The following is a 25,804-nucleotide window of genomic DNA, read 5'->3' on the forward strand; positions in this document are numbered from 1 at the left end:
GACCTTTCGAGGGTTTTGCAGGGGGTGACGTGAAGTGAAGGGGTTACTTGATTCCGGAGAAGCCGATGGAGTTGACCACCTTCTTGCCGAAGGCCATGAACAGCAGGAGCACGGGGATTGCGGCGACCAGGGTGGCTGCCATGAGCCCGCTCCAGTCCGGTGCGCCCTGCGGAGACTGCGACTTGAAGACGCCCAGGCCGACCGTGAGCACGCGGACGCTTTCGTCCTGGCCCACCAGCAGCGGCCAGAAGTATTCGTTCCACTGGCCGATGAAGGTGAGCAGAGCCAGTGTGGCCAGCGGAGCAGCGGCGTTGGGCAGGACGATCTGGAAGAAGATCCGCAGGTGCTTCGCGCCGTCGAGCATGGCGGCTTCTTCCACTTCCCTGGACATGCTGAGGAAGAACTGGCGCAGGAAGAAGATGGCGAACGGCGTCATGAACAGGTAAGGCAGCGTCATGCCGGCGAATGTGTTGAGCAGGCCCAGGTTCTTGATCATGAGGAAGTTGGGCAGGGCGGTGAAGATCGGCGGGACCATCATGGTCGCCAGGAACAGGCCGAACACCGCGTTGCGTCCTGGCCAGCGGAGCCGCGAGAAGGCGTAGGCGGCCATGGCGCTGAAGAAGACCTGCCCGGCGGTGGTGACGGTCGCGAAGATCACCGAGTTCCGCAGGTAGAGCCAGAAGTTGATCGCGGCTCCCGAGCCTCCCTCGGCGATGGCCTCTTCCGGGGTCTGCATCCCGAGGACTCGCTTGAAGGCGCCGAGGCTGAACTCTGCGGGCAAAAGGTTGCCGGCGTTGGACGCCAGCGCCGCGTTGCTGGAGAAGGCGGTGCGGAGCATCCAGAGGAACGGGGCCACCGTCACGGCGATCGCGAGGACCACCAGGGTCCAGGCTCCGACGCGGCGCCAGTTGACCGGCTTCCTAACCGAATTCCTGTGGGAAGAGTTGTTGTTGACGGACTTCTTGCGGGTGAGTGTGGAGGTGCTCATGGCGGGGTTCCTTAGTCCAGGTCCGATTCGTTGCCCTTGAGGAACTTCATTTGCACGAAGGCCACCAGGGCGAGGATGACGAAGAGGATGACGGACAGTGCCGATGCGTAGCCGAAGTCCGATTCGCCGAAGGCCTTTTGGTAGATGTACATCTGGATCACTCGGGAGGCGTTGATGGGGCCGCCGGCAGTGGTCACCGCCACGGTGTCGAACACTTGGAAGGACCCGATCACTGTCACCACGAGCACCAGCACCATGACGGGGCGCAGGAGCGGCATGGTGATGCTCCAGAAGGTCCGGGTGGGGGATGAGCCGTCGAGGGACGCGACCTCGTAGACGTGGTTGGGGATCGACTGCAGGCCGGCGAAGATCAGCAGGGCCGTGTAGCCCATGTGGCGCCAGACGTTGACGGCGGCGATGGTGGGAATGGCCCATTGCTCGCTGCCGAAGAAGGCGATGCGCGGCAGGCCCATCCAGCTGATGACCTCGTTGACGATGCCCAGCTGGTAGTCGAGCATCCAGAACCACAGCAGGGCGACGATCACGTTGGCCACCAGGAAGGGCAGCAGCAAAGCGCCGCGGATGAACGTGGACTTAGCGACGCGGTGCATCAGGAGGGCCAATCCGAGGGCGATGACGGTCTGGAAGCCGATGTTGAGCCCGACGTACTGGACGGTGACTGCCATGGCGTTCCAGAACAGTTCATCGCCGAGCATGGCGGTGTAGTTCTTGATGCCGATCCAGGTGGGTTCGCCCAGGATGCTGTACTCGGTAAAGCTGAGGTAGACGCCCCGGATGGTGGGGATCAGATAGAAGACAACAAAGCCGATCATCGCCGGGAAGATGAAGAACAGTGCCACCTTCAAGTCTCCGAGGCGGTGGATGAAGCTCTTCCGATCGGGTTTCGCTGCCTTGGGGCGGCGGACCGGTGCTGCCGGGTCCTGTTGCTGCTTGGTAAGGGTGGTCATCTTCGACCCTTTCCTGACTGTGATGTGGGTAACAACTGAATGGAAATCTACACGAGTAGATACACCGTTGCAAGGAAAAAGTCTTGAAAACATTGAAATTTACGGCTGTGCGCTGAATTTCGTTGACTCGAGTAGATTGCAGTGCAAGACTTTCGGCAAGCCCACACGGGGCTCTTCGTGCCCGGACCTGCGGGCAGCCAGGAAAGGTAAACAATGACGTTTTCTATCGGAGTCGTCGGCGTCGGACAGTTCGGCGGCCACTTTGCCCACCTCTTCAAGCTCCACCCGGGCGTGAGCGAGGTTTATGTCGTGGACGAGCGGCCCGAACGCGCGGCCGCGGCGCTGGAGCACTGGGGGCTCGACGGCACCAAGGCGAGCTTCGAGGAGCTGCTGGCGTCCGACGTCGACGCCGTCGCCATTTTCACGCAGCGCTGGACCCACGGTCCCCTCGTGGAGCAGGCGCTGCGTGCGGGCAAGCATGTCTACTCCGCTGTTCCCATGGCAGTCTCGGAAGAAGAGATCGAACGCATCATCGAGGCCGTGAAGGAAACCGGCCTCGTTTACGCCATGGGTGAGACCAGCTACTACAACCCCGCCACGGTCTACGCCCGCAACCAGCACGCCGCCGGCAAGTTCGGCCGGATCTTCTACAGCGAAGGCGACTACGTCCACGACATGGACCTCGGCTTCTATGACGCCTACCAGTACAGCGGCGGAGAGGAATGGAAGGCGACGGCGAGCTACCCGCCGATGCTGTACCCCACGCACGCAATCGGCGGCGTCCTCGGTGTGCTGCCCTCGCACGCGGTCAGTGTCAGCTGCATCGGCGTCAAGGACGACCGCGGGGACGGCGTTTTCGACAAGGACGTGAGCATGTTCGACAACGACTTCTCCAACGCCACGGCGCTCTTTGAACTGAACGACGGCGGTGCGATGCGCACCAACGAGATGCGCCGGGTGGGCTACCCCTCCCACATCCGCGAATCCCGGTTCCGCTTCTTCGGGACCGAGGCCAGCTTCGAGCAGATCGCGAAGGTGACGGTGTGGCAGGACAAGGAAAACGTCCATGACATCTCGGACCAGGTGGAAACCAGGCCCAGCATCCCGCTGGATGATCCCTCGTTGGCCGGCGTCGCCCCCGAACTGCGTGATGCCTTCATCTCCGGGCTTGCCCCCGTGCACGACCGCGGACGCCTGCCGGACGAATACCTCGGCGCTCCGACCGGCCATGAGGGCAGCCACCAGTTCCTGGTGGACGACTTCGTGACGGCGGTCAACACCGGAACCCTGCCGCCGGTCAACGCCTGGGTGGCCGCCCGCTTTACCCTGCCCGGGATCGTGGCCCATGCCTCGGCCCAGCAGAACGGCGAACGCCTGCCCATCCGCGATTTTGGCGACGCTCCGCGGGGTGCATAGCTAGCATGTACTCCATGACCACTTCCGCAACGCACGCGCCCCGAGGCCCGGTAACCCGCAAGGATGTTGCCCGCTATGCAGGCGTGAGCACGGCGGTGGTCAGTTACGTGGTGAACGGCGGGCCCAAGCGGGTTGCGCCGGCCACGGAGGCGAAGGTCCAGGACGCGATCCGCGTCCTGGACTACCGCCCCAACGCCGCCGCGCGCGCGCTGAAACTGGGATCCAGTGAGACCATCGGCCTGATCATCCCGGACAACAGCAACCCGTTCTTTTCGCTGCTGGCGCATGCCGTAGAGGACGCCGCCGGCGAACTCGGGTATGCCTTGTTCCTGACCAACTCCGACGGCGACCTCGCCAAGGAACGCCGGCACATCCGCAACCTGGCCGCCCGACAGGTGGACGGCGTCGTGCTTGCGAGCGTCCTCTCCGAACCGGACCTGGCGGACCTGCAAGCGGCGGAGATTTCATCGGTCCTGCTAAGCCACAGTGAAAGGCCGGCCGGCGTCACCAGCGTCGGCGTTGACCTTGCCGAGGGCGCCCGCACTGCCGTGGAACACCTCATCGGGCATGGCCACACAAACATCGGACTCGCCATGGGTACCACCACAGCCAATGAGGCCGATGATCGCGAGCAGGGCTGGCTGCGGGCTCTCGAGGCCGCCGGCCTGCCGGAGGGCCCGATCGCGCGCAGCGCCTTCACCAGGGATGGGGGCTACGCGGCAGGAAAACGCCTGTTGGCGGCGGGGCACCGCCCCACTGCTATTTTTGCGAGTTCGGACATGCAGGCGGTGGGCATCCTCCGGGCCCTCCATGAAGCTGGACTCACCGTTCCGGGGGACATTGCCCTGGCCGCCTTCGATGGTTCGGTGGAGGCAGAATATTCGTGGCCCCCGCTGACTACCGTGGAGCAGCCGGTGCGCGACATGGCGGACGCCGCGGTGCGCGCGCTGGTCGGAGCGGACCGCGGCGAGCCGCCCCGCCACCACGTCTTCCCGACACGTCTGCTGGTCAGGCAGTCCTGCGGCTGCCCCTGACGCTACACGAGCCGCAGCCGGCTCACCCGGTCGCGGAGGATCCGCTGGGCCTCGCCGGACAGGCCGGCATCACTGATCACTTCGTCGGCTTCCTCAAGTTCGGCAATGGTACTGATGCCCTGGGTGCCCCACTTCGTATGGTCAGCCAGGACCACCACCTTGCGGGAGGCGGCCACGAAGGCGCGGTCGGTTTCCGCCTCCAGGAGGTTCGGGGTTGTGTAGCCGGCCTCGGCGTCCATGCCGTGCACGCCGAGGAACAGCAGGTCCAGGTGCAGCTGCCTGAGCGCCGCGGTGGCTATGGGTCCCACCAGCGCGTCCGACGGCGTGCGCTCGCCGCCTATCAGGATCACTGTCGAGCTGTGCCGTGGGCCGCCCGACGCCGCACCGTGATGGAAGAGGTCGGCGATCCGGATCGAGTTGGTCACCACGGTTATCCGCGGCCCGTTCACGAGCTCCTTGGCCAGCGCCCAGGTGGTGGTGCCAGCACTGAGGGCCACCGCCATGCCCTCATGCACCATGGTGGCAGCCTCCAGGGCAATGGCGCGCTTCTGCGCGGTCAGCTGCGTGGACTTGAGCTCGAACCCGGGCTCGTGGGTGCTCGCGTCCCCGGGCAGCTTGGCGCCGCCGTGGATCCGCTCCACCTGCCCGCTTTCCTCGAGCATCTCGATGTCCCGGCGCACGGTCATGAGGGAGACACCCAGCTGCTGGGCGAGGTCCGACACGCGGACCACGCGCTCTCGCTGGACTGCATCCACTATGGACTGGTGGCGTGCGGCGGGAAGCATTGGAATCCTCTCAATCGTGGGCGGCGGCGTGGCTGCTACTGCCCATCTTCGCCTACCCCTTGCTGGAACCAAGAGTCAGCCCAGCAACAAACTGCCGCTGCAGGAGCAGGTAGACAATCAGCGTCGGAATCACGGTGATCACGGCTCCGGCCGCCAGCAGGTTGTAATCGTTCAGGAATTCGCCCTGAAGGTTGTTGATGGCCGTCGTGACGGGGAGCCTGTCGCCGCTCTGGATGAAAATGAGCGGCCAGAAGTAGTCGTTGTAGATGAAGATGACTTCCAGCGTGCCGAGGGCGGCGAAGGCTGGCCGGCACAGCGGCATGATGATCTCCCGGTACTGGCGCCAGATGCCCGCCCCGTCCACCAGTGCGGCCTCGGTCAGGTCCTGGGACAGCGCCTTCATGTAATTGGACAGGACGAAAGTGCAGAAACCCATCTGGAAGGCGGTGTTCACGGCGATGACCACGATGTACGTGTTGAGCATGTTGCCGGAATCGCTGAAGGCGTATGGCACCTCGAAGTGCTTGGCCATCTCGAACAGCGGCGCCGCCAGGACCTGGGGCGGGAGCAGGTTGCCGGCCGTGAACATGATGAGCAGCGTGACGTTGAACTTCCAGCTCACCCGGCTGACGGCGAACGCCATCATGGAGGAAAGAAAGAGCACGAGCAGGACGGCCGGAACGGAGATGATCACCGAGTTCCAGAAGTACTTCGCGATGCCGCCCTGCGTCCAGGCCTGGACGAAGTTGTCGAAGTTGAAGTCGCCGGCCACGCTGAAGTAGCCGTGCTCATTCGTGGAGGCGATGGGCCGCAGGGCCGTGAGAAGAGCCCATCCCAGCGGGATGAGCCACATGACCGCCATCGCCGTGAGGAAGATGTGGGTTCCGTAATGGCGTTTTGGCCTGCTGCCGGAACGGTGCTGCTCCGCGGTTGGAAGGCCTGCGCGCGTGGCCGTGGTGCTCATGCTTTGTTCTCCTTGCCGAAGGTGCGGCTGAGGTAGAAGACGATCGGGACCAGGGAGATCACCAGCAGAACCACCGCAAGGGCCGAGCCGACGCCGATCACCTGCCCTTCTCCCACCAGGTTCTGGATCACCAGGGCACTGATGAGCTCGAGGCCGTTGGTGCCGCGGTTGATGACGTAGACGACATCGAACGCACGCAGTGACTCAATGATGGTGATCACGACGATCACGATGTTGATGGGGCGCATGGCCGGAAAAACCACCCGGAAAAAGGTCTGCACCGCATTCGCTCCGTCGATCGCCGCAGCCTCCTTCAGGCTCGGGTCGACGCCCTTGAGGCCGGCCAGGTACAGCAGCATGACGTAGCCTGCATGCCGCCAGGTGGCCGCGATCAGGGCTGCCCAGATGTTGACGGAGGAATCACCGAACCAGTCAACCGCCTGCGGAGTGCCGGAGGTGCCCAGGAGGAAGTTCAGCAGGCCGTTGTCCCGCTGGTAGAACAGCTGCCAGATGATGCCGACCAGGGCCAGGGACAGCATCACGGGAGCGAAGAAAATGCTCTGGTAGATCTTGCTCCCGCGGATCTGCTGGTCCAGCAGCACGGCCAGCAGAAGTCCCAGCGGCGTGGCCACCAGGGCCAGGAACGCAAGCCACAGCAGGTTGTGCTGCATTGCCGGCCAGAACGGCGGGTAGTCCTGCGAAATGTACTGGTAGTTACCGAGGCCCGCCGGCCTGATGTCGGTCAGGGCCAGGCCGTTCCAGCGCATGAAGCTCAGGGCGATGGACATCAGCGTGGGCAGCCAGACAAACACCAGCTGGATGAGCGTCGGAATGCCCACCATAAGGGACAGGACGACCTTATCCCGTTTGGAAAGCCGCCGGACTTTCCCGCTCTTGACGCCCTTGGCCTGCGCTCCGGACGGGGCCCTGGATTCCGGCGGGACCAGGTCTCTTGCTGTAGTGCTCATGGGAATCCCCTGACTGCTACTGGGCCGCGTAAAGCGTCTTGGCCTGGGCCTCGAGATTCTTGACGTCCATCTTGCCGTCCTTAAGGAAGGTCTGCAGGGCGGGGATCATGACGTTGTTGGCCATGGCAGGTAGGGCGTCGCGGTCGAAGAACTGGCTGATGAACTTGGCGTTGGCGATCGTGTCGGCGCATTTCTTGTTCAGCTCGCTGAATGTGGACGTGTCCGTGCCTTTGGCAGTGGCGATGTTGGAGGGGTCCACAGCGGCGTAGGCGTCCTGGGCCTCGGGCGTGCCGATGAATTCCATGAACTGGCGCGCCGCCGCGTTCTCGCCGCCCTTCTTGGACAGGAGGAGGCCGTCGATGGGGGCCTCGACGGCGTCGCGGCCTTCGGTGGCGATCTCCGGGAACGGGAAGAAGTCGATGTCCTTCAGCACGGCGGGATCCGTGAACTGCTGGGTGACGAAGGAGCCGAGCAGGTACATGCCGGTCTTCTTGGCCGCCAGCGCCCTGGCCGCGTCCTGCCAGGTCTGACCCAGCGCGGCCGGGTCCTGGAAGGGGAGCAGCGCGGACCACGTGGTGAACACTTCGGTCACCTTCGGCTGGTCCCAGGATTCCTTGTGTGAGCAGAGGTCCACGTGGAACTGGTAGCCGTTGAGCCGCATGTTGATGTAGTCGAACGTGCCCATGGCGGGCCAGCCGTCCTTGTCGGCAAAGCCGATCGGGATGATGCCGTCGGCCTTCATCTTCGCCGCCAGGGTCTTGAGGGCGTCGAAATTCTCCGGAACTTCGTAGCCCTTCTCCGCCCAGAGGCTCTTCCGGTAGAAGAAACCCCACGGGTAGTTGTAATTCGGCACGAAGTACATCTTGCCGTCGGGCCCGGTGGAGGCTGTCTTCAGGGCATCCGAGAAGTTTCCGCCGATCTTCTCCCAGACATCATCGACGGGAGCAAGCAGGCCCTTGCCTGCGTAGAACTGCATCCGGTAGCCCGCGAACCAGGTGAAGGTGTCGTCCGGCGAGCCCTGCAGGTAGGAGTTGATCTTGTTCTGGAAATCGTTGTGCGGCACGACGTTGGTGCTGACGGTCTTGCCCGTCTTTTTGGTGAAGGCGTCAGTCACTGCCTGGTAAGCCTTCTTGGGCACCTCGTCGGAGGACCCTGAACCGAAGGTGAGTCCTGAGGATTCCGTTCCCCCGCCGGAGGGTCCGGCACCTCCGGTGCAGGCTGCCAGCAGCGGCACGCCGGCCAGCCCGGCAACACCCACGCCCATGGTCTTCAGGATGGTGCGCCGGCCGGGGCCGGCGGTAAGGGACGGTTCTGTGTGTGCTGCCATGATCTCTCCCTTGAAACTCAGCTGCTTGTGAGACACCTCACATAGGAATGACTATAACCTCGCAAAAGAGAACAGGAAAGATCGAAAAACAACATTCTGCAGTCCGATGTGCGGTCCCATGCGCAGTCCAACAAGCAGGGCCCGGCCGCTGGGTGCGGCCGGGCCCTGCGAAGTGCGGTTTTGTGCTTATTTCTTCAGTGATGCCGCGATCTGGGCCATGACGGTGTTGTCGGCCAGGGTGGTGGCGTCTCCGACGGCGCGTCCCTCGGCTACGTCCTTGAGCAGCCGGCGCATGATCTTTCCGGAGCGGGTCTTGGGCAGTTCGGGTACCACCAGGACGATCTTGGGCTTGGCGATGGGGCCGATCTCCTTGCCCACGTGGTTGCGGAGGTCCTGGACGATTTCATCGCCCGAGTCCACGGCGTCGCCGCGCAGGATGACGAACGCCACCACGGCCTGGCCGGTGGTTTCGTCCGCGGCTCCGACGACGGCGGCTTCCGCCACCGCCGGGTGGCTCACCAGGGCGGATTCGATCTCCGTGGTGGAGAGCCGGTGCCCGGAGATGTTCATGACGTCGTCCACGCGGCCCAGGAGCCAGATATCGCCGTCCTCGTCCTTCTTGGCGCCGTCGCCGGCGAAGTACATGGTCTCGAACCGGGACCAGTAGGTTTCCTTGAACCGCTCGGGGTCGCCCCAGATGCCGCGGAGCATGGCCGGCCACGGTTCGCGGATCACCAGGAAGCCGCCGTGGCCGTTGGGCACCGAGGCGCCGTTCTCATCCACGACGTCCACGGCGATGCCGGGCAGCGGCACCTGCGCTGAGCCGGGCTTGGTCTCCGTGACGCCGGGGAGGGGGGCGATCATCTGGGCGCCGGTTTCGGTCTGCCACCAGGTGTCCACGATCGGGGCCTTGTTTCCGCCGATGACGTCGCGGTACCACATCCAGGCCTCGGGGTTGATGGGTTCGCCCACGGAGCCCAGGACGCGGATGGAGGAGAGGTCGTACTTGTCCGGGATGTCCCGGCCCCACTTCATGAACGTCCGGATGGCGGTGGGCGCGGTGTACAGGATGGAGACCTTGTATTTCTGGACGATCTCCCACCAGCGGCCCTGGTGCGGGGAGTCGGGGGTGCCCTCGTACATGACCTGGGTGGCGCCGTTGATGAGCGGCGCGTAGGCGACATACGAGTGCCCGGTGACCCAGCCGACGTCGGCAGTGCACCAGTAGACGTCGGTTTCCGGGTGCAGGTCGAACACGGCCTTGTGGGTGTACGCCGTCTGGGTGAGGAACCCGCCGGTGGTGTGCAGGATGCCCTTGGGCTTGCCGGTGGTGCCGGAGGTGTACAGGATGAACAGCGGGTGTTCGGAGTCGTGGCCCACGGCGGTGTGTTCGGCGGAGGCCGCTTCGACGGTGTCCGCCCACCAGTGGTCGCGTCCTTCGTGCCAGTCCACGTCCTGGCCGTTGCGCTTGACCACCACCACGTTCTGCACGCTGTGCCCGTCCGTGGCAAGGGCCTGGTCCACGGCGGACTTCAGGGCGCTGGGCTTGCCGCGCCGGTAGGTGCCGTCGGCGGTGACCACGAGCTTGGCTTGGGCGTCCTCGATCCGGGACCGCAGGGCGTCAGAGGAGAAGCCGCCGAACACCACAGAATGCACTGCCCCGATCCGGGCGCAGGCGAGCAGGGTGATCACGGCCTCCGGAATCATGGGCAGGTAAACGGCCACCCGGTCGCCCTTGGCCACGCCGAGGGACTCGAAAGCATTCGCGGCCTTCTTGACCTCTTCGGTCAGCTCGGCGTAGGTGTAGGCGCGGGAATCGCCGGGTTCGCCCTCGAAATAGATGGCCACCCGGTCCCCGAGCCCGTTCTCCACGTGCCGGTCCAAGGCGTTGTACGCGGCGTTGACCTGGCCGCCGACGAACCACTTCGCGAACGGTGGATTGGACCAGTCAAGCGCCTGCGTGAAGTCCTTGTTCCACGTCAGTAGTTCGCGCGCCTGCTTGGCCCAGAAGGCCGGGCGGTCGGCATCGGCCTCGGCGTAGACCTCCGCGCCAACGACGGCGTTCGCGGCGAAGTCCGCGGACGGGGCGAACTTCCGGTTCTCATGCAGCAGGTTTTCGAGAGCATCGCCCTGCTGGCTGGTGGCGGCGGTGGCCGTCGGGCCGGGAGTGTCGTGGGACATGGTGAACCTCATCATTCATCGATCTTTGCTGCGCGGGATGCGCCGTCCCCGGCCGGCACTCGGCCGCAGTGCGCGGCGTCGGGCAGCGGCCGATCGCGGACATACCGCAAAGAGCTGTTCCGAAAACAGACTAGCGCCTTCGGGTTCGGCCACGTGTGCCGCGTCACAAAGTGAACAGTGAGCGGTGCGTATTTAGCGACGAATGGTTCGCGTGCCTTCGCGGCATTGGTGCGGAGGTGCGCCAGGAATCGGGCGTTGCGGCGCCCCGCCGCGGCCCGTCAGCTAGTGATCATCCATGCACTTGGCTAGGCTGAGAAAGACTCGTGACAGAGGCCGGAGGCAGCCTGACCGCTTGAGGTCGGGCGCGCCGGCCGTTAGGCGTCGCCCGGCATTGGACAGCCGCTCGGGTGCCGCCACGCTAAGGAGAACAGTATGAATCAGCAAAGCCACGGCCAGCCGGGTTTGGCCCAACAGGGTCCAGGCCAGCGGGACTCCGGTCAGCAGGGTCCGGCCCAGCGAGACCTGGGTCAGCAGGTTCCAGCCGGGCAGGGTCCGGCCGGAAAGGCTGGAGCCGAAGGGGGTTCAACCGGACACCAGGAAGCGCCGCGGGATGATTCGCCCGCCGGAGGCCACGACGCACACCCCGCCAAGTCGCAGGGCGGGACATCCGCGAACTCCGCGGCCTCGCCCTCCAAAGCTTCCGCCGGCGCCAGGGGTCCGGGAATGCGGAACGTGGCGGTCCTTGGCCCGTTCACCGTCCGTGACCTGACTGTTTTCGCGGCCACGCTGATTCTCTTCATCGCATCGCTGATTCCGATGTTTGCCGTCCGGTACAACCTGTGGAACCTCGGGAGCCTGTTCTTCCTGGGGCTCGGGATCGTGCTGCCGCTCATCCTGGCCGCGCTGTTTGTAGCGCGCCGGGTGGCCCCGGAGACGAAGGTCCGGATCGGCTCGCTGTCCATTGATCAGTTCGGATCTGTTGTGGCCTCCTTTGCCGTGGCTTTCTTCTTCCTCTCTGTCGCAGGAGCGTTCACGCCCAGCCTGCTGGTTGCCCTGATTGGCGCCCTGGTGCTGTTCGCCGCCACGGTGCTGGCCAGGTTCATCCCGTTTTTCGCCGGTGACTTCCTGGACCGGGCCGAAGTGCCGGCCCACATCGCCGCCCGCGAGTCGGCGGTGCCCGCCCGCGAGTCGGCCGTGCCCGCCCGGGCACCGAAGGCAGCCAAGGCACCGAAGCCGGCCAAGCCAACCGAGCAGGGCCCGGCGGCGGGTGTCCAGAAGGCGGCCGACCGGATTTTTGGCGGCCAGAAGTTCGGCGGCAAGTCCGCAGCCCAGGCGCCGGGAACGGGTGCCGCCACAGCCGGCACTCCAGCAGCCGGCACTCCAACCGCCGGTACTCCAGCCGCCGGCACCGCGGCTGCCGGCGCCGGAATGGCGCCGTCTGCCGGTGCCTGGCCCGCCGCCAACGCAGCCAGCAGCGCCGCAGCATCCCCCGAGACGGGACCTGCCGCCGTCGTGCCTTCCGCAGAGGCACCCACAGCCGCCCGGCCTCTGGCAACTGAACCGGCAACGCCGGCCGCCGAAGAGACGCAGCTGGACGGTACTCCGGTCACCGCTGCTGCGGCGGCAGGTGCCGGGACGGAGTCGGGGAACCAGCCCGCGGGTACTGGCGCCGGCACTGGCACCGGCGCCGTGACGGGTTCGGCGGCGTCGGCCACTCCGGCCACCGCCGTCCATCCGCAGGTGAAGCCGCAGGAGCAGGTGAAATCGCAGGAGCCGATCGGCGCCACGGTTGATCCCGCGACCCGGCCCGAAGAAACCGAGGAGCAGCCGGTCCACGAGGCATTCTGGTTCGCGGTGGCGCAGCACCGGACGGCCGTGGATGAGCGCACCGGCGCACCGCTGTTCGGGATCGAGCCTGGCGGCTGGGTGCTGGCGCTCGAGGACCGGGGCGATGAGTTCCTGGTCCAGCACACGGACGGCCGCGTGGGCGTCCTGCGCGACCTCAGCAACATCGAGCGCGGCTAGCCGGCCTCCCGTGGCCACCTCCCGCACACCACGGCACGGCACTCCCCGGAACGGAACCACTGTGCCCGGAACCACTGTGCCCGGAAGCCCGACGGCGGCTGCTTCGACGGCGGCCGTCCCGGCGTCGGGTGCCGACGTTGGGGGCGCCCCGGGTGGGGGCGTCCCGGCTAAGGGAGCCGGGACCGCCGGTGCCGGCTCCCGTTCCGGCGAGTCAACGCTGGCGCTGAAGCGGCGGGCCCGGCGAATCAACCGGGCACTTGCCGAGCAGTACCCCTATGCCCACGCCGAGCTCGACTTCCGGAACCCGTTTGAGCTCCTGGTGGCCACGGTGCTGTCCGCGCAGACCACAGATGTGACGGTCAATCTCATCACGCCGCTGCTTTTCGCCCGCTACCCGGATGCGCGTGCCATGGCGGAGGCGGACGCTGCGGAGCTTGAGGCGATCATCAAGCCGACAGGATTCTTCAGGGCCAAGACGAAAAACCTCCTGGCCCTCGGAAACCGGCTCGTGGACGAGTTCGACGGCGTGGTTCCGGGCCGGCTGGAAGATCTGGTGACGCTTCCCGGCGTCGGACGTAAAACCGCCAACGTGGTGCTGGGAAATGCCTTCGGCATTCCCGGCATCACCGTGGACACGCACTTCGGGCGCCTGGCGCGGCGCTTCGGCTGGACCGAGTCCGACGATCCCGTTCGCATTGAATCCGATGTGGCCGAACTCTTCGAGCCGAGGGACTGGACCATGCTGTCCCACCGCGTGGTGTTCCACGGCCGGCGGGTCTGCCATTCCCGGAAGCCTGCGTGCGGTGCCTGCGCCGTGGCCAACTGGTGTCCCAGCTTTGGCCTGGGCGAGACGGACCCGGCCAAGGCCGCGAAACTTCTCAAGTACGAGCTTGCGCCGGGAAACGAGCAACTCCTCGGGAAGCTCCTGGCCGAGACCCACCGTGCGGCCGAAATCCGGATGGAATCCCAGCGGAGGGTCCCTTGACCGCCCGCCAGGACCTGGTGGACCTCGTGGAATCGATCAAGGCCGGAACGGGACCGGCCCGGAATCCGTACTGGCGCAAACTTACGGTGGACGCTTCGGTGGCGCGGAAGGCCGCCGTGCTGATCCTGTTCGGTGCGCTGGACGACGTTCCGGCGACCTCGGGAAAGCCACTGGTCGCCGCGGACCTGGACGTCCTGCTCCTTGAGCGCGCGCACACGCTGGACGACCATCCCGGCCAGGTGGCGTTTCCCGGTGGCGGCATCGATCCGGACGAGTCACCGGTCTCGGCGGCACTGCGCGAGGCCGAGGAGGAGACCGGCGTGGATCCGGAGGGAGTGGATGTGCTCGGGGTCCTGCCCGAATTGGCGCTTCCCCGCGGCAATTACCTCGTGACGCCGGTCCTCGGATGGTGGGCCTCGCCGTCGCCCGTGCGGGTTGTGGACTATGGCGAGTCCGCCCAGGTCTTCCGCGTCCCGGTCCGGGACCTGCTGGATCCGGAAAACCGGGCGATGGCCACCGTCACGCGGATGAACCAGACATTCCAGAGCCCTGCGTTCACCGTGAACAAAGTCGTGGTCTGGGGCTTTACCGGCATGATCCTGAATGAACTGTTTGACCAGTTGGGGTGGGCCGTTCCCTGGGACCGGACCCGGCTGCACCCGCTGGATCTCTAGCCCTGCGGCCGCGTCTTCCGCAGGTCCACCACAAGTCCCGTTGCGGCATTTTCCCGCATCGCGTTGATGCCCTCAACAACCCCGGAAACGGTCCTGAACCGCGGTGACAATGCCACCACGTTGCCGTCCCCGTCTATGAGCCGGAACTTATAGGATTGATCGCCGTCCTGGTGTATTTCAAATTTACCCGCCATTGGCGTGGAACCCCCTGCTGATGCTTCCTTGCACATGCCGGGCCAACGATTCTGCCACTGCCCGGCCACTTTCGAGCCTAGTGTCTTGGACCACACGGGGCGAGCTACCCGCGGGTACGTTACTTCGTTCAACGGTGCGTGTCCTTGACGGACGGATGTGACTTTATTTCCCGCAGTTGAGAGGCTACTCTCACGCCTTGACTGCGACTCATGAGCTGTTTTCATGAACCGTTTTGATGACCGGCCGGGAGCGGGGCGTCCCTACTTCGCGTTGTCGTAGGAGTCCACCACTGCCACACTCACCGGGAACTCCACCGGAATCGGGCCGAACAGCAGCTCCTTGGCGGCGTTGGCGGCTTCCTCGATCGCCCTGATGCACGCATCCACGGCGGCATCGGGGGCATGGACCATGACCTCGTCATGCAGGAAGAAGACGAGCTCCCCGGAAGCGGAACCGTCGGCACGCAAGGTGCGCAGCCGGCGTCGTAATTCCGCAAGCCAGCAGGCGGCCCAGTCCGCCGCAGAGCCCTGCACGACGAAGTTGCGCGTGAACCGCCCACGCGAGCGGGCCAGTGAATCGGCGCGCCGCTGCTCCTCCGCTGAGGTGGACCGCTGGCTGAGGAGCCATCGCTCGGACGGAGGCGGGCTGCTGCGGCCCAGGCGGGAGGTGACGGTCTTCCCGGCTTCGCCGTCGCGGGCCGCCCGCTCCACGAAGCCGACGGCGCGCGGGTAGGTGCGGGCCAGCTGCGGCATGAGCCGGCCTGCCTCGCCGGAGGTGGCGCCGTACATGGCGCCCAGGAGGGCGATCTTGGCCTTGCCGCGGTCGCCGCCGAATCCCTTGGCGGCGATGCCCGCGTAGAGGTCCTGGTCGCGGGCCGCCTCGGCCATGGTGGAGTCCTGGGCGAGGGCCACCAGAACGCGCGGTTCCAGTTGGGCGGCGTCCGCGACGATCAGTTTGTGGCCGGGGTCGGCATGCACCGCGCCGCGGATCTGGCGCGGGATCTGCAGGGCACCGCCGCCGCGTGAGGCCCAGCGCCCCGATACTACGCCGCCCACCACGTACTCGGGCTGGAAGCGGCCGTTCTTCACCCAGGCGTCCAGCCACGCCCATCCGTTCGCGGTGTGCAGCCGCGAGAGCTTCTTGTACGCCAGCAGGGGCTCGATGGCCGGATGGCTGGACTCCTTCAGCTCCCACTGCCTGGTCGACTTCACCTCGATGCCGTTCCGGTGCAGGGCGCGCATGAGTTCCTGCGGTGAATCCGGGTTCAGGCTTGGCGAATTCAGGAGCCGCCGGAGTTCCATGTTGAGTGCCTCGAGCTTGGCAGGCCGGTGCCCGAGCGGCGGGCGCGGGCCCAGATACTCGGCGAGAATCTGCTGGTGCAGCTCCTCCCGCCACGGCACGCCGGAATGCTGCATCTCGGCGGCGATCATGGCCCCGGCCGATTCGGCGGCGAGCAGGAGCTGGAGCCGCTGCCTCCGGTTGCCGTCCGCGCTCGCGCCCGCCAGAGCCTCCTGCTGGGCGGCGTACTCGGCGCGGAGCTCCCCGGGGGTATGCCGGGGTTCGGACCTCAGGCCGGGGTCGTCGAAGAGTGCACCCTGATCGGCGGGCGGAGGCGGTGGCTGAAGCGCCCGCGGCGGCTGGAGATCGTCATCCTGCGTCAGCTTCTCGGCGTTTTTCGCATAGGACGTGTGCGCCGTGAACTCCGAATGCGCCAGGATGGCGCCGCACAGTGCGAGATCGTAGCAGCGCTCCAGCTCGACGCCGGCCTGCAGCAGTGCCGGGTACCAGTCCTGCGTCCGGTGCCAGATCCAGCGCGGACGCTGCTTTTCGAGTTCACGCACGACGGCGGCGAGTCCGGTTCCGCTGTTGGGGCCGGTTCCGTTGCCGGTGCCGGTTCCTGTTCCGGTTCCTGTTCCGGTTCCGCTGGTGTGGCTGGCGTGTGCGGTTTTTCCCAGAGCCGTGTGGCTGGGCGGGCCGGCATGGTTGCCCGGTGCGGAGGATTCTGCAGTGGGGTTCCGCCTGATGATCCGGGGTTCCGGATTGCCGGGATGGGGCAGGCCCGCGGCGGTGAGTTCCTGGATGACTGCGCCGTCAGCGTGGGCGGCGAGCAACAGATACATGCCTCAATTCTGCCTTGCCACGGATAATCTTCTCAGCCGCCTCGCTTTCCGGCGATTGCGGGACATGTCGGGACCGGGATCCGGGCGCTGTACCTGACCGGCCGCGTGGCAGGACGCATTCTCCGCAGGACGTGTCTTCCACAGGGCGCGCCGGCCGGTTGTCCACATAGGACGATCTGACCCTGACCGTCCGCTGACCTTTTCGGCAGAGTGGCTGCATGAGCAGGCATCACGCACGGAACCAGGAAAGAGCGTCCGAACCGGATATCGTTCAGGCGGCCCTGCCGCCCGGTCCAGGCATCCCCGCGCAGCGCGTGGCGGCCAGTGAACCAGGTGAACCTGCCGGGCACCGTCCGGCTGCGTTGCGGGCTTCTGCCGCCGAGCGGGCGGGGAGGATCCGGCAGACTGACCGTGGTCCGGAACCGTGGCTCCCCGTTGAGGCGAACGAGGTACTGCTGGTCACCGCCTTCGCGTTTCTCCAGGCTGAGGTGGAGCGGATCGTGGCGGCCGCCGGCGGCCGCCTGCGCGTGGCGGCCGACATTGCGGAGGCCGCTCCCTACTGGGATTCTGCCGCGGCCGTACTGCTGGGCAGCGATATTCGTGACCTGCCCCCACGCCGCCGCGCGCCAGCCGTTCTGGTGGGCCTGAGCGGGGAGGGGGACGCCTTGTGGCACCTCGGAGCGGCCCTTGGCGCGCAGCGCGTGGCCGTCCTTCCCGACGCCGCGGCGTGGCTCGCCGAATACCTCAGCCGCTCACGTGCACCGGAGGCCGGAGGAGTGGTGCTGGGCGTTACCGGCGGTTGCGGGGGTGCAGGTGCCACCACGGCGGCGATCTGGCTTGCCCAGGCAGCGGCGGGCCTTGGCGCAAGGGTCCTGCTCGTGGACGCCGACCCCTGGGGCGGCGGGCTCGAACTTGCCTTGGCGGCAGAGGAATCGCCAGGCCTCCGCTGGCCGGACCTGTCTGATGCCAGCGGCAGTATCGACCCAGAGCAGCTCGCCGACGCCCTGCCCCTGGCTGGCGGGTTTTCGTTCCTGTCGTGGCCCGGCACCAGGGAAAGGCCGCCGGCTGTCGACTCGGCCAGCGTAGGCGGCGTGCTCGACGCCGCACGGCGGGGCTACGAGTTGGTCATCGTCGACATCGGCAGGAATGCCGAACCCCTGCGGACTTTTGCCTGGGACTGCGACCGCCTGCTCATCGTGGTCCCGGCACAGCTGAAGGCCGCTGTCGCTGCCGCCCGGCTGTTGCAGGAGCTTCCGCCCGTGGAGTCGGCGCTGCTTGTCAGGGGCAAAGCCGGCGTTGCGCTGGACGAAGCCCTGATTGCGGAGTCTGTAGGGCTTCCGTTGCACGGGCGGATGCCGGAAGTGCGCGGCACCGCAGCGGCCTCCGAACTCGGTCGCCTACTGGAACACGGCAAGAGGAAGAGCGTGCGGCGCTTCGCGGCGTCGGTGCTGGACCTGCTTGACGATGAGCTGCTGGCCGGGGACATCCGGTGAGTGCACACTCGAGCGTCCCCGGGCCAGGTGTCGGCCCGCGGCCCGGCGCCGCCGCAAGCTCAGGGCTGACGGAGAGCGCCGGTCGGCGGCGGGCGGCGAGGGTCCTCGACGCGGGCCTGCTGGAAACCGTGCGCGAGTCCGTCATGGCCGACGCCGGGCCGGTCACACCGTCGCGGGTGGCGGCCGCCGTCCAGGCCACCGGGAAATTGCTCGGTACCGCCGGGTCCCTCGCCGCCGTCGAACGCATCAGTGCTGAACTAAACGGGCTCGGGCCCCTGCAGCAGCTGGTCAGGGATCCGTCGGTGACCGACATATTCGTCAACGCGCCCGGTTCCGTGTGGCTGGACCGCGGCAGGGGCATTGAACGGGCACCTGTGGTGTTCGCCGGGGAAGCGCAGGTCCGGGCCCTTGCGGCCAGGCTGGTGGCAGCGGGCGGACGGCGCCTGGACGACGGATCACCCTGCGTGGATGTTCGGCTCGAGGGCGGCTACCGTGTTCACGCAGTCCTGCCTCCCATCTCCGCATCCGGGACGCTCCTGAGCGTCAGGATCCGGCGAGAACAGGTTTTTTCCATGGCCGAGCTTCGGGAGGGAGGGATGTTCGGCCCGCTGGTGCAGTCTGTACTGGAGCGCATGGTGGAGCAGCGGCTGAGCTTTCTGGTCAGCGGTGCCACGGGGTCAGGGAAAACCACCCTGCTGTCCACGCTGCTCGGACTTTGTCATCCCGGCGAACGGCTGGTCCTGATCGAGGACGCCGCCGAGCTGAACCCGGTGCACCCGCACGTTGTCCAGCTTGAATCGCGCCACGGCAACCTGGAAGGCGGCGGCGAGGTGGATCTGGGTGAGTTGGTCCGCCAGGCGCTGAGAATGCGTCCGGACCGGCTGGTGGTCGGGGAATGCCGGGGCGCTGAAGTGCGTGAGCTCCTCACCGCGATGAACACCGGACATACGGGCGGCGGCGGGACCATCCACGCCAACGCCGCCGGCGCAGTACCGGCGCGGCTCACTGCGCTCGGGGCCCTGGCCGGGCTGGGACAGGACGCCGTCAGGCTGCAGGTTGCCAGCGCCCTGGACATCGTGGTGCACGTGGCAAGATCCCGGCACGGACGGTATGTGGCCTGCGTGGGTGTCCTGACGGAGGCGTCCGGCGGACTTGGCGTGGCCGTGGCACTGGAGAATTCGGGCGGACGGCTGGTCACCGGGCCTGCGTGGGATGGCCTGGCCTGCCGCCTCGGCATGGACCCCCGGTTGGCGTCTGTTCCGGCACAAGCGCCGCCGCAGGAAGAGGTGCTTGGAACAAGGGGAGCTGCAGCGTGATCGCCGTTCTCATTGGCGTGATGGCTGTTGCCCTCTGGCTGATCCTGCGGCCGCCGCGCGGGCTGCACCGCAGGGTCCGCAAGGCCTTCGCCGGGAGCGCCGCTGGGAGCCGGGCCGCCTGGAACAGGGGAGGAGCGACGGGGCGGGGAAGCGCCAGGTCCCCGGATGCCCCCGGATTTCCTCCCAGGGGCGGACCGTCCCTGCACCATCGTCAGAGGAGCGGCCGCGAGGTCCGGGACGGTCAGGGCTTGTCAGCGGCTGGCCACAGTGGCCCCAACGGCCGCCGCCTTGGCCGGGGGCGCAAGGACGCCGCGGTGCCCCTCACAGTACTTGTTCAGCAGCTTGCTGCCCTGCTGAAGGGCGGGCGGACGCCGGCCCGCCTCTGGGACGAATTGTGCCGGGTGTACGGAGGATCCGGTCCCGCAGACGGAGGCTCCGGCGGGCCGCGGCTCAGTCCCGGCTCTGCGGCGGTCCTGGCTGCGGCGCGCGGGGCGGCCATGCGCGGCTCGCCCGTGGCCGAGGCGATTCGTTTTGCAGCGGCGTCATCCGGTCATGCTGGCGGCAGCCGCGAACCGCGGATTTGGCAGGAGCTGGCCGCCTGCTTCGACATCGCTGAGGCAAGCGGCTGTCCGCTGGCCGACGTGCTGACCCGCTTCGCGGCGCAGCTCGAGGTTGAGGACGACGCCGAAGCAGCCCGTCAGACCGCCCTCGCCGGACCCAAGGCGACAGTTACGCTGCTGACCTGGCTTCCCTTGCTCGGACTCGGGCTGGGATTCTGCCTGGGCGTGGATCCGCTGGCGATGCTGCTCGGAACACCCATCGGCGTGGCGGCACTCGTCGCTGGCATCGTCCTAACCGTTGCTGGCAGGCTGTGGTCGGCCAGGCTGGTGCGGGCCGCGGCCGGAGCGGCAGTGCCATGACTGGGCTGCGACGTGACAAGCAAGTGACAGGCCTGTGCCCGGCTCCAGGCCTGTGTCGGGCGGCAAGACCGGGCTGGCGAATTGTTCCGGCCCCGGTGCCACGAGGCCCCGATATGGCGGGGGCAGCAGCGCCGCTGAACCCCGGCATGACGGGTGCAGACGCATGACCGGGCCGACTCTTTCCGCTGCGCTCGTGGCGATGGTTTTGGCCGCTGCTGCGGCGCTCGCCTTCACCGGCCATTCGCGCACACGCAGGCGCCTTCTCGGCAGAAGCGGCCTCATCCTGACCACTGCGACGCACGGCGGCGCCTCCGGCAGGTCCGCTTCCGCCGGGCACAGGACCGGACTGCGCGACACCGCAATGATGCTGGAGCTGGTCGCAGCCATGCTCGACGCCGGATCAGGGATCGGGCGGTCCCTGGAATTGGTGGCAGCCGCAGCCTCACCCGAGTACAGCGGGTCGCTGAGGCCTGTCGTGGGGGCCATGGCCATTGGAGCTGACTGGGAAACCGCTTGGCGGAGTTCAGCGGCGCGCTCACCCGAGATACTTGCCCTTCGCGACGCCCTGGGCTTCGCCGCGCTGACCGGCGCGCCGTCCTCGGCCATTCTCTATGCCCAGGCCGCCGGAATGAGGCGCGAGCGGTTCCGGTCTGCCGAAAAGCGCGCAGCGTCCCTCAGCGTCAAGCTCGTGATTCCGTTGGGCCTCTGCTCCCTCCCGGCGTTCATCTGCCTAGGCGTCGTGCCCGTGCTGCTTGCGCTGGTGCCCTCCGGAGCCTGACCGCCGTCCCGTTGCCAAACAGGCACTTTTCCTCCACACGGCGGCACCGACGCGTCTTATCCACTTAGGCAGATTCGTCACTTACCGGCCCGCACGGCAGGCGGAACAGTCGGACTAACCGGCAATCCCGCCGGATACCCAGAAAGGAAAACTATGTCCCTGAATCAACACGGCATCAGCGAGGCCCAGCCCCTGTATCCGGACGGCGGAGACGGAGCTGTCCGGGAGATCTACCCGGGAGCCAGTTCTGCGCCTCGCATCAAAGCGCGCACGCGGCGGCGCCTCATGGCCTCCGAGGCCGGGATGGCGACGGCCGAGTATGCCATAGCCACCCTGGCCGCGGTCGGATTCGCCGGGCTCCTCGTGTTCATCCTGCGCAGCGACGAAGTCCGAGGCTTCCTGCTCAACCTGATCCGTACGGCGCTGGCTTTGCCGTGAGCCTGCTACCGCAGGCCCCACTGGCGGCGGCACCGCCGTCGGGGACCGGACGCTCCCGGGGCAGGACGGTGCAGCAGCGATTGGGCCGCTGGGCGGGGAATCCCCGCGGCCGGGGGAGGGCCCGCGGAAGGAACACCCGCGGTGCCGTGACCGCGGAATTCGCAGTCGCACTTCCTGCCGTCCTGCTGCTCCTGGCCATGCTGCTGGCGGGGTCTGCGGCAGGAATTACCCAGCTCCGGCTGGAGGAGGCGGCCCGGGCCGGCGCCCGGGCGCTGGCCCGCGGAGAGGAGCCGCTCGCCGTCGAGGGAACGGTCAGGAAGCTGGCGGGTGCCACGGCATCATCAGCTGTGGTGGCGGACGGCGAATGGCTGAGCGTTACAGTGTCGGACCGTGTGGCCGGACCCTTTGGCACCGTGGTTCCGTGGACACTGACAGCCAAGGCCGAGGCCCGGGGCGAAACGGCAGAATCCGTGTCATTCCCGCCTACCGTCGCTCCGGCCGTGCCCGGCACATGGGAGGGCCCTTCCGCGAGGGGGCACGCATGAGCCGTGGCAAACAGCCGGACGGGGAACAGGATCCGGAGCGGGGCTCGGGCACCGTGCTGGCTGCAGGCCTCGGCCTGGTGGTCCTTGCGGCCATGGTCATGCTCCTCCTGCTGGCGCAGGCAGCGGTGATGGCCTCCAGGGCAGCGGCCGCGGCCGATCTCGCCGCCCTGGCGGCTGCGGACGCACTGCGTGGTGTTTCTGCCGGGGAACCCTGCCTGGTAGCGGCAGCCGTGGCAGCCCGGCACGATGCGAGGCTGGTCAGTTGTGTCGAGGGAGGTGATCAGTCCGTTGAGGTTCGCACCGAACTGATAGCCGGTGCCATTCTCGGCGCGGCCGCCGGGCATGCCCGGGCCGGGCCGCCGCCCTAAGGGGCGGCAGCCCAAAAGCCGCGGCCCTGACGGGGTTGCAGCGGAAGGCCGGGCCCTAAAGAGGCGGCAGACCAAAGGCCGCGGCCCTAAAGGGCAGTGGACGCGCGAGGATCCGCCGCACGTTCATGCGGCGGGGCCGCGGTCTCCGTCGCGTCCCGGAGCAGGACGTCGATCAGCGTCACGGCGGCGTCCTTGTCCAGCGGGTTGTTCTTGTTCCCACATTTCGGAGACTGGACACACGAGGGACATCCGGACTCGCACTCGCATGCCTCGATGGCGTCCCTTGTGGCAGTAAGCCACACCTTGGCCTTGTCGAAGCCCCGCTCCGCAAAGCCCGCGCCGCCGGGGTGCCCGTCGTACACAAATATGGTGGGCACGCCGGTGTCCGCGTGGATCGCGGTGGAAACGCCGCCGATGTCCCAGCGGTCGCTCGACGCAACCAGCGGCAGCAGCCCGATGGCGGCGTGCTCTGCGGCGTGGAGGGCGCCGGGGAACTGTGCCTCGATCAGGCCGGCTCCGGTGAGCGACCGGTTGTCCATGACGAACCACACGGCCTTCGTAAACAGCTCCCGTGCGCCGAGCTCCAGGGGCTCCTCGCCCAGCACCTCATTCGAAATCAGTGCCTTCCGCTGAAATGAGACCACCTGTGTCGTTACCTTCACATCGCCGAAGTGCACGGCGACGTCCCCCCACTGGACCGACCGCCGGGTTTCGAGCACCTCAATCTGGGTTATGTCCCGGGCGGTGGTGTAGTAGTCGGGGTTGGCTCGGCGCACCACCACGCAGTGATCGGCCTCGTTCAGGTCCTCCACCACATAGCTGTCGCCCTGATGGACATAGATGGCGCCGGTGTGCGCCTGGTAATGGGTCTGCGGCGAATCCATGGTCCCCAGCAGTGACCCCGTGTCTGCGTCAACGATGCTCACCGGTCCTCCGCCGTCGGCCCTCAGGTTCACCATGCCGGCCGCGCTCTGGGGATGAGTCCAGAACCATCCGGCCGGGCGTCGCCGCAGGTAGCCCTGGGCTACCAGCTGTCCGAGGAGCTTCTCGGCCGTGGCACCGAAAAGAGGCAGCTCCGCCACGCCCACCGGAAGCTCGGCAGCGGCGGCGCACAGATGGGGTCCGAGCACGTAGGGGTTCGACGGGTCAAAGACGGTTGCCTCGACCGACACGTCGAAGATGGCCTCGGGATGGTTCACCAAGTAGGTGTCCAGCGGGTCGTCGCTGGCCACGAAGGCGGCGATCGCATCCTGCCCGGCGCGGCCCGCCCTGCCGATCTGCTGGAAAAGGGATGCCCTGGTCCCGGGCCAGCCGGCGACCAGCACCGCGTCAAGCCCAGAGATGTCGATGCCCAGCTCGAGGGCTGATGTGCTCGAAATGCCTAGCAGCTGGCCTGCCCTCAGCGCCTTTTCCAGGGCGCGGCGTTCCTCCGGGAGATAGCCGGACCGGTACGCGGCCACTCGTTGGGGCAGGCTCGGATCAACCTCGTCAAGCAGCCGTTTAGCGATCGACGAGATGGTTTCGGCGCCCCGCCTGGACTTGATGAAAGCGATGGTACGGATCCGGGAAGAGACAAGGTTCGCGAGCAGGTCGGCGGTCTCGGCCACGGCAGTCCGGCGTTCCTTGGCGCCGTTCTCGCCCCGCACCTCGGTCAGCGCGGGCTCCCAGAACGCCACTGTGGTGGCGCCGTGCGGTGAGAAATCTTCGGCCACGCCGCGGACGGGCGCGCCGATCAGCCGGCCAAATGAGGTCTCGGGTTCCGACGCCGTGGCGGAAGCCGCGATGAAGACCGGGCCGGGGAAGGACGTGCCGGCTCCGTAGTAGGCGCAGATGCGCCGCAGCCGCCGCATCAGGTTGGCCACGTGGGATCCGAAGACACCCCGGTAGCTGTGGGCCTCGTCCACGATCACGTAGCGCAGCCGCCGGAAAAACCCCGCCCACCAGGCATGGTTGGGCAGGATTCCGAAGTGCAGCATGTCAGGGTTGGCCAGGATGAAGTTGGCGTGGTCCCGGATCCATCGCCGCGAGGCCTGGTCCGTGTCGCCGTCGTAGGTTTCGGCCCGGACGGTCGGGAGCTTCAACGAGCGGATCGCCGCGAGCTGGTCGGCGGCCAGCGCCTTGGTGGGGGAGAGATAGAGTGTCACGGCGCCGTCGTCGTGGATTTTTCCGGGCTCGGAGAGGACGCGGAGCTCGGAACGGTGGATCGCGTCCAGCGCCGGCAGCTGGTAGGCCAGCGACTTTCCGGACGCCGTGCCGGTGGCGATCACGACGTGCTCGCCGGCATGGGCAATGTTGGCCGCCCGGACCTGATGACGGTAGGGCTGCTGGATGCCCAGATTGCCGTAAGCCCTCACAATGTCCGGATGGGCCCAGTCAGGCCACGGTTCGTGCACCGCCTCGCGGGCCGGGATGGTCCGCACATGCCGGAGCTGCTCCGGGTCCGGGCCGCGGCCCAGCAAAGGAATCAGCGAGTCATGGGGGTTCACCCCAACATTGTTTCATCCGGGTAAAAATCGCCGCCGAAACCCAATCCGGTACCCAGGCCGGAGCCTGCCCGGAGCCGCGTGGAGAGGACTGTCAGCTTACGGAAAGGTCGGCGCCCTCATCGGAGGCGGAGAGCATCAGGACGTGGCATACCGAGGTCCAGCCAAGGTGCGAGTACAGCTTCTGTCCGTCGAGGGACGCCAGCAACAGGCCGTCCTCCACGTCATGCTCGAACGCCTGGGCCGCCAGCGCCTTCATGATGAAGCTGCCCAGCCCGCGACGTTGGAAGGCCGGCTCGGTCACGATCTTGTCGAACACCGCGGTCCCGTTGACAACGAAGACCTGCCCGCTCGCCGCCAGCGTGTCGCCGGCGCGCACCACGGCATGGTGAACGCCGTTGGATTCTGTCGTTTCCAGCGACAGTTCATCGTCGGATAGCCACGGATCCTCGGCGTCCTGGGTTTCCATGTCCACGACCATCATGCTCTGGGACGCCGACGTGACGTTGAGCCCGTGCTGCTCTGCCAAGGTCTTGTAGCGAAGTACATCATTGGTCAGGATGGTTAGCACCCGGGCCGGAACCTCGGCCGTCTTGGCGGCCAGCGCAGTAAACTCAGTGTCCGAGGGGTCTGACGCAAAATACTCCCAGTCCCCGGTGGTGTCGGCACGCAGGGCGGCCGGGAACCGACCTTCTGTGGCGGTCTCGTAGCCCCGGCAGCCAGCCCAGCCGGCTACCCAGACTTCAAGCAGATGGGTGATATCTCCAACCATGGCTTCTGGCGTCATGTGATGAGACTATTCCAGCGCTGTCACAAGTAACAGGGCTTTGGAA

Annotated in this window: 23 protein-coding genes; 12 read left to right on the forward strand and 11 right to left on the reverse strand. The window is 67.0% G+C overall.

The annotated features are described in order from the left end of the window. Positions 1-43: 43 nt before the first annotated feature. On the reverse strand, positions 44-988 hold the full coding sequence (locus tag J7I89_RS03170; RefSeq protein ID WP_214967216.1) for a carbohydrate ABC transporter permease: 945 nt from the start codon (positions 986-988) through the stop codon (positions 44-46). A gap of 11 nt (positions 989-999) precedes the next feature. Continuing rightward, positions 1,000-1,956, reverse strand: coding sequence for a carbohydrate ABC transporter permease (locus J7I89_RS03175; protein WP_214967217.1), 957 nt, complete (start codon positions 1,954-1,956; stop codon positions 1,000-1,002). 213 nt (positions 1,957-2,169) lie between these two features. Here J7I89_RS03175 and J7I89_RS03180 point away from each other — a divergent pair, with 213 nt between their 5' ends. Both J7I89_RS03180 and J7I89_RS03185 read left to right on the forward strand, forming a co-directional pair. Next, positions 2,170-3,372, forward strand: a complete 1,203-nt coding sequence (locus J7I89_RS03180) for a Gfo/Idh/MocA family protein (protein ID WP_214967222.1) — start codon at positions 2,170-2,172, stop codon at positions 3,370-3,372. A gap of 5 nt (positions 3,373-3,377) precedes the next feature. Beyond that, positions 3,378-4,406 carry a LacI family DNA-binding transcriptional regulator gene (locus J7I89_RS03185; protein WP_374101989.1) on the forward strand — a complete coding sequence of 343 codons (1,029 nt, stop codon included), beginning with the start codon at positions 3,378-3,380 and terminating at the stop codon, positions 4,404-4,406. 2 nt (positions 4,407-4,408) lie between these two features. On the opposite strand, the gene J7I89_RS03190 is transcribed toward J7I89_RS03185, so the two are convergent. From J7I89_RS03190 to acs, 5 genes are all read right to left on the reverse strand, one after another. After that, positions 4,409-5,191: a DeoR/GlpR family DNA-binding transcription regulator gene (locus J7I89_RS03190; protein ID WP_214967225.1), complete on the reverse strand. Its 783-nt coding sequence runs from the start codon at positions 5,189-5,191 to the stop codon at positions 4,409-4,411. A 52-nt stretch (positions 5,192-5,243) separates the two neighbouring features. Next, positions 5,244-6,155 carry a carbohydrate ABC transporter permease gene (locus J7I89_RS03195; RefSeq protein ID WP_214967227.1) on the reverse strand — a complete coding sequence of 304 codons (912 nt, stop codon included), beginning with the start codon at positions 6,153-6,155 and terminating at the stop codon, positions 5,244-5,246. Beyond that, positions 6,152-7,123 carry a carbohydrate ABC transporter permease gene (locus J7I89_RS03200; protein WP_214967230.1) on the reverse strand — a complete coding sequence of 324 codons (972 nt, stop codon included), beginning with the start codon at positions 7,121-7,123 and terminating at the stop codon, positions 6,152-6,154. Before J7I89_RS03200 ends, J7I89_RS03195 begins: the two co-directional genes overlap by 4 nt. A gap of 16 nt (positions 7,124-7,139) precedes the next feature. Continuing rightward, positions 7,140-8,450 carry an ABC transporter substrate-binding protein gene (locus J7I89_RS03205; RefSeq protein WP_214967231.1) on the reverse strand — a complete coding sequence of 437 codons (1,311 nt, stop codon included), beginning with the start codon at positions 8,448-8,450 and terminating at the stop codon, positions 7,140-7,142. Between the two features lie 186 nt (positions 8,451-8,636). Then, positions 8,637-10,631: an acetate--CoA ligase gene (gene acs, locus J7I89_RS03210; protein WP_214967461.1), complete on the reverse strand. Its 1,995-nt coding sequence runs from the start codon at positions 10,629-10,631 to the stop codon at positions 8,637-8,639. 432 nt (positions 10,632-11,063) lie between these two features. Between acs and J7I89_RS03215 the strand changes: the two genes are divergently transcribed. The 3 genes from J7I89_RS03215 to J7I89_RS03225 all read left to right on the forward strand — a co-directional run bounded on the left by J7I89_RS03215 (position 11,064) and on the right by J7I89_RS03225 (position 14,315). Next, a complete protein-coding gene (locus J7I89_RS03215; protein ID WP_251044864.1) occupies positions 11,064-12,656 on the forward strand; it encodes a hypothetical protein in 1,593 nt (530 codons plus the stop codon). Between the two features lie 217 nt (positions 12,657-12,873). After that, complete coding sequence (nth, locus tag J7I89_RS03220; RefSeq protein WP_214967465.1) at positions 12,874-13,641, forward strand: endonuclease III; 768 nt, start codon at positions 12,874-12,876, stop codon at positions 13,639-13,641. Continuing rightward, positions 13,638-14,315 carry a CoA pyrophosphatase gene (locus tag J7I89_RS03225; RefSeq protein WP_214967233.1) on the forward strand — a complete coding sequence of 226 codons (678 nt, stop codon included), beginning with the start codon at positions 13,638-13,640 and terminating at the stop codon, positions 14,313-14,315. The genes nth and J7I89_RS03225 overlap by 4 nt, the downstream gene beginning before the upstream one ends. On the opposite strand, the gene J7I89_RS03230 is transcribed toward J7I89_RS03225, so the two are convergent. Both J7I89_RS03230 and J7I89_RS03235 read right to left on the reverse strand, forming a co-directional pair. Beyond that, positions 14,312-14,509, reverse strand: coding sequence for a DUF1508 domain-containing protein (locus J7I89_RS03230; protein WP_214967234.1), 198 nt, complete (start codon positions 14,507-14,509; stop codon positions 14,312-14,314). The genes J7I89_RS03225 and J7I89_RS03230 overlap by 4 nt on opposite strands. A 261-nt stretch (positions 14,510-14,770) precedes the next feature. Continuing rightward, positions 14,771-16,630, reverse strand: coding sequence for a bifunctional 3'-5' exonuclease/DNA polymerase (locus J7I89_RS03235; protein ID WP_251044865.1), 1,860 nt, complete (start codon positions 16,628-16,630; stop codon positions 14,771-14,773). Between the two features lie 218 nt (positions 16,631-16,848). On the opposite strand from J7I89_RS03235, the gene ssd reads away from it, so the two are divergent. From ssd to J7I89_RS03270, 7 genes are all read left to right on the forward strand, one after another. Further along, positions 16,849-18,123 (forward strand): septum site-determining protein Ssd, encoded by a 1,275-nt coding sequence (gene ssd, locus J7I89_RS03240; RefSeq protein WP_308159788.1) that lies wholly within the window; start codon positions 16,849-16,851, stop codon positions 18,121-18,123. Continuing rightward, a complete protein-coding gene (locus J7I89_RS03245; RefSeq protein ID WP_214967236.1) occupies positions 18,120-19,439 on the forward strand; it encodes a TadA family conjugal transfer-associated ATPase in 1,320 nt (439 codons plus the stop codon). Before ssd ends, J7I89_RS03245 begins: the two co-directional genes overlap by 4 nt. Continuing rightward, positions 19,436-20,359 carry a hypothetical protein gene (locus J7I89_RS03250; RefSeq protein ID WP_374101990.1) on the forward strand — a complete coding sequence of 308 codons (924 nt, stop codon included), beginning with the start codon at positions 19,436-19,438 and terminating at the stop codon, positions 20,357-20,359. The genes J7I89_RS03245 and J7I89_RS03250 overlap by 4 nt, the downstream gene beginning before the upstream one ends. 163 nt (positions 20,360-20,522) lie before the next feature. Next, complete coding sequence (locus J7I89_RS03255) at positions 20,523-21,137, forward strand: type II secretion system F family protein (RefSeq protein ID WP_214967239.1); 615 nt, start codon at positions 20,523-20,525, stop codon at positions 21,135-21,137. 72 nt (positions 21,138-21,209) lie between these two features. After that, on the forward strand, positions 21,210-21,575 hold the full coding sequence (locus tag J7I89_RS03260; RefSeq protein ID WP_374101992.1) for a DUF4244 domain-containing protein: 366 nt from the start codon (positions 21,210-21,212) through the stop codon (positions 21,573-21,575). Positions 21,576-21,721: 146 nt separating this feature from the next. Then, positions 21,722-22,120, forward strand: coding sequence for a TadE family type IV pilus minor pilin (locus J7I89_RS03265; RefSeq protein ID WP_308159789.1), 399 nt, complete (start codon positions 21,722-21,724; stop codon positions 22,118-22,120). Next, complete coding sequence (locus tag J7I89_RS03270) at positions 22,117-22,488, forward strand: Rv3654c family TadE-like protein (RefSeq protein WP_214967243.1); 372 nt, start codon at positions 22,117-22,119, stop codon at positions 22,486-22,488. The genes J7I89_RS03265 and J7I89_RS03270 overlap by 4 nt, the downstream gene beginning before the upstream one ends. 86 nt (positions 22,489-22,574) lie before the next feature. On the opposite strand, the gene J7I89_RS03275 is transcribed toward J7I89_RS03270, so the two are convergent. Both J7I89_RS03275 and J7I89_RS03280 read right to left on the reverse strand, forming a co-directional pair. After that, entirely contained in the window at positions 22,575-24,974 is a 2,400-nt protein-coding gene (locus tag J7I89_RS03275) for a DEAD/DEAH box helicase (RefSeq protein WP_214967244.1), read from the reverse strand. A 91-nt stretch (positions 24,975-25,065) separates the two neighbouring features. Further along, a complete protein-coding gene (locus J7I89_RS03280) occupies positions 25,066-25,758 on the reverse strand; it encodes a GNAT family N-acetyltransferase (protein WP_214967247.1) in 693 nt (230 codons plus the stop codon). Positions 25,759-25,804: the final 46 nt, after the last annotated feature.

The organism is Arthrobacter sp. ISL-5, from assembly GCF_018613835.1.
In the GTDB taxonomy this organism is placed as follows: Bacteria; Actinomycetota; Actinomycetes; order Actinomycetales; family Micrococcaceae; genus Arthrobacter.

Bases quoted from the DNA above. Each gene is read 5' to 3' on its own strand.
- J7I89_RS03170 (WP_214967216.1), bottom strand. From the start codon at position 988: ATGAGCACCTCCACACTCACCCGCAAGAAGTCCGTCAACAACAACTCT.
- J7I89_RS03175 (WP_214967217.1), bottom strand. From the start codon at position 1,956: ATGACCACCCTTACCAAGCAGCAACAGGACCCGGCAGCACCGGTCCGC.
- J7I89_RS03180 (WP_214967222.1), top strand. From the start codon at position 2,170: ATGACGTTTTCTATCGGAGTCGTCGGCGTCGGACAGTTCGGCGGCCAC.
- J7I89_RS03185 (WP_374101989.1), top strand. From the start codon at position 3,378: ATGTACTCCATGACCACTTCCGCAACGCACGCGCCCCGAGGCCCGGTA.
- J7I89_RS03190 (WP_214967225.1), bottom strand. From the start codon at position 5,191: ATGCTTCCCGCCGCACGCCACCAGTCCATAGTGGATGCAGTCCAGCGA.
- J7I89_RS03195 (WP_214967227.1), bottom strand. From the start codon at position 6,155: ATGAGCACCACGGCCACGCGCGCAGGCCTTCCAACCGCGGAGCAGCAC.
- J7I89_RS03200 (WP_214967230.1), bottom strand. From the start codon at position 7,123: ATGAGCACTACAGCAAGAGACCTGGTCCCGCCGGAATCCAGGGCCCCG.
- J7I89_RS03205 (WP_214967231.1), bottom strand. From the start codon at position 8,450: ATGGCAGCACACACAGAACCGTCCCTTACCGCCGGCCCCGGCCGGCGC.
- acs (WP_214967461.1), bottom strand. From the start codon at position 10,631: ATGTCCCACGACACTCCCGGCCCGACGGCCACCGCCGCCACCAGCCAG.
- J7I89_RS03215 (WP_251044864.1), top strand. From the start codon at position 11,064: ATGAATCAGCAAAGCCACGGCCAGCCGGGTTTGGCCCAACAGGGTCCA.
- J7I89_RS03230 (WP_214967234.1), bottom strand. From the start codon at position 14,509: ATGGCGGGTAAATTTGAAATACACCAGGACGGCGATCAATCCTATAAG.
- J7I89_RS03235 (WP_251044865.1), bottom strand. From the start codon at position 16,630: ATGTATCTGTTGCTCGCCGCCCACGCTGACGGCGCAGTCATCCAGGAA.
- ssd (WP_308159788.1), top strand. From the start codon at position 16,849: ATGAGCAGGCATCACGCACGGAACCAGGAAAGAGCGTCCGAACCGGAT.
- J7I89_RS03255 (WP_214967239.1), top strand. From the start codon at position 20,523: ATGACCGGGCCGACTCTTTCCGCTGCGCTCGTGGCGATGGTTTTGGCC.
- J7I89_RS03270 (WP_214967243.1), top strand. From the start codon at position 22,117: ATGAGCCGTGGCAAACAGCCGGACGGGGAACAGGATCCGGAGCGGGGC.
- J7I89_RS03280 (WP_214967247.1), bottom strand. From the start codon at position 25,758: ATGACGCCAGAAGCCATGGTTGGAGATATCACCCATCTGCTTGAAGTC.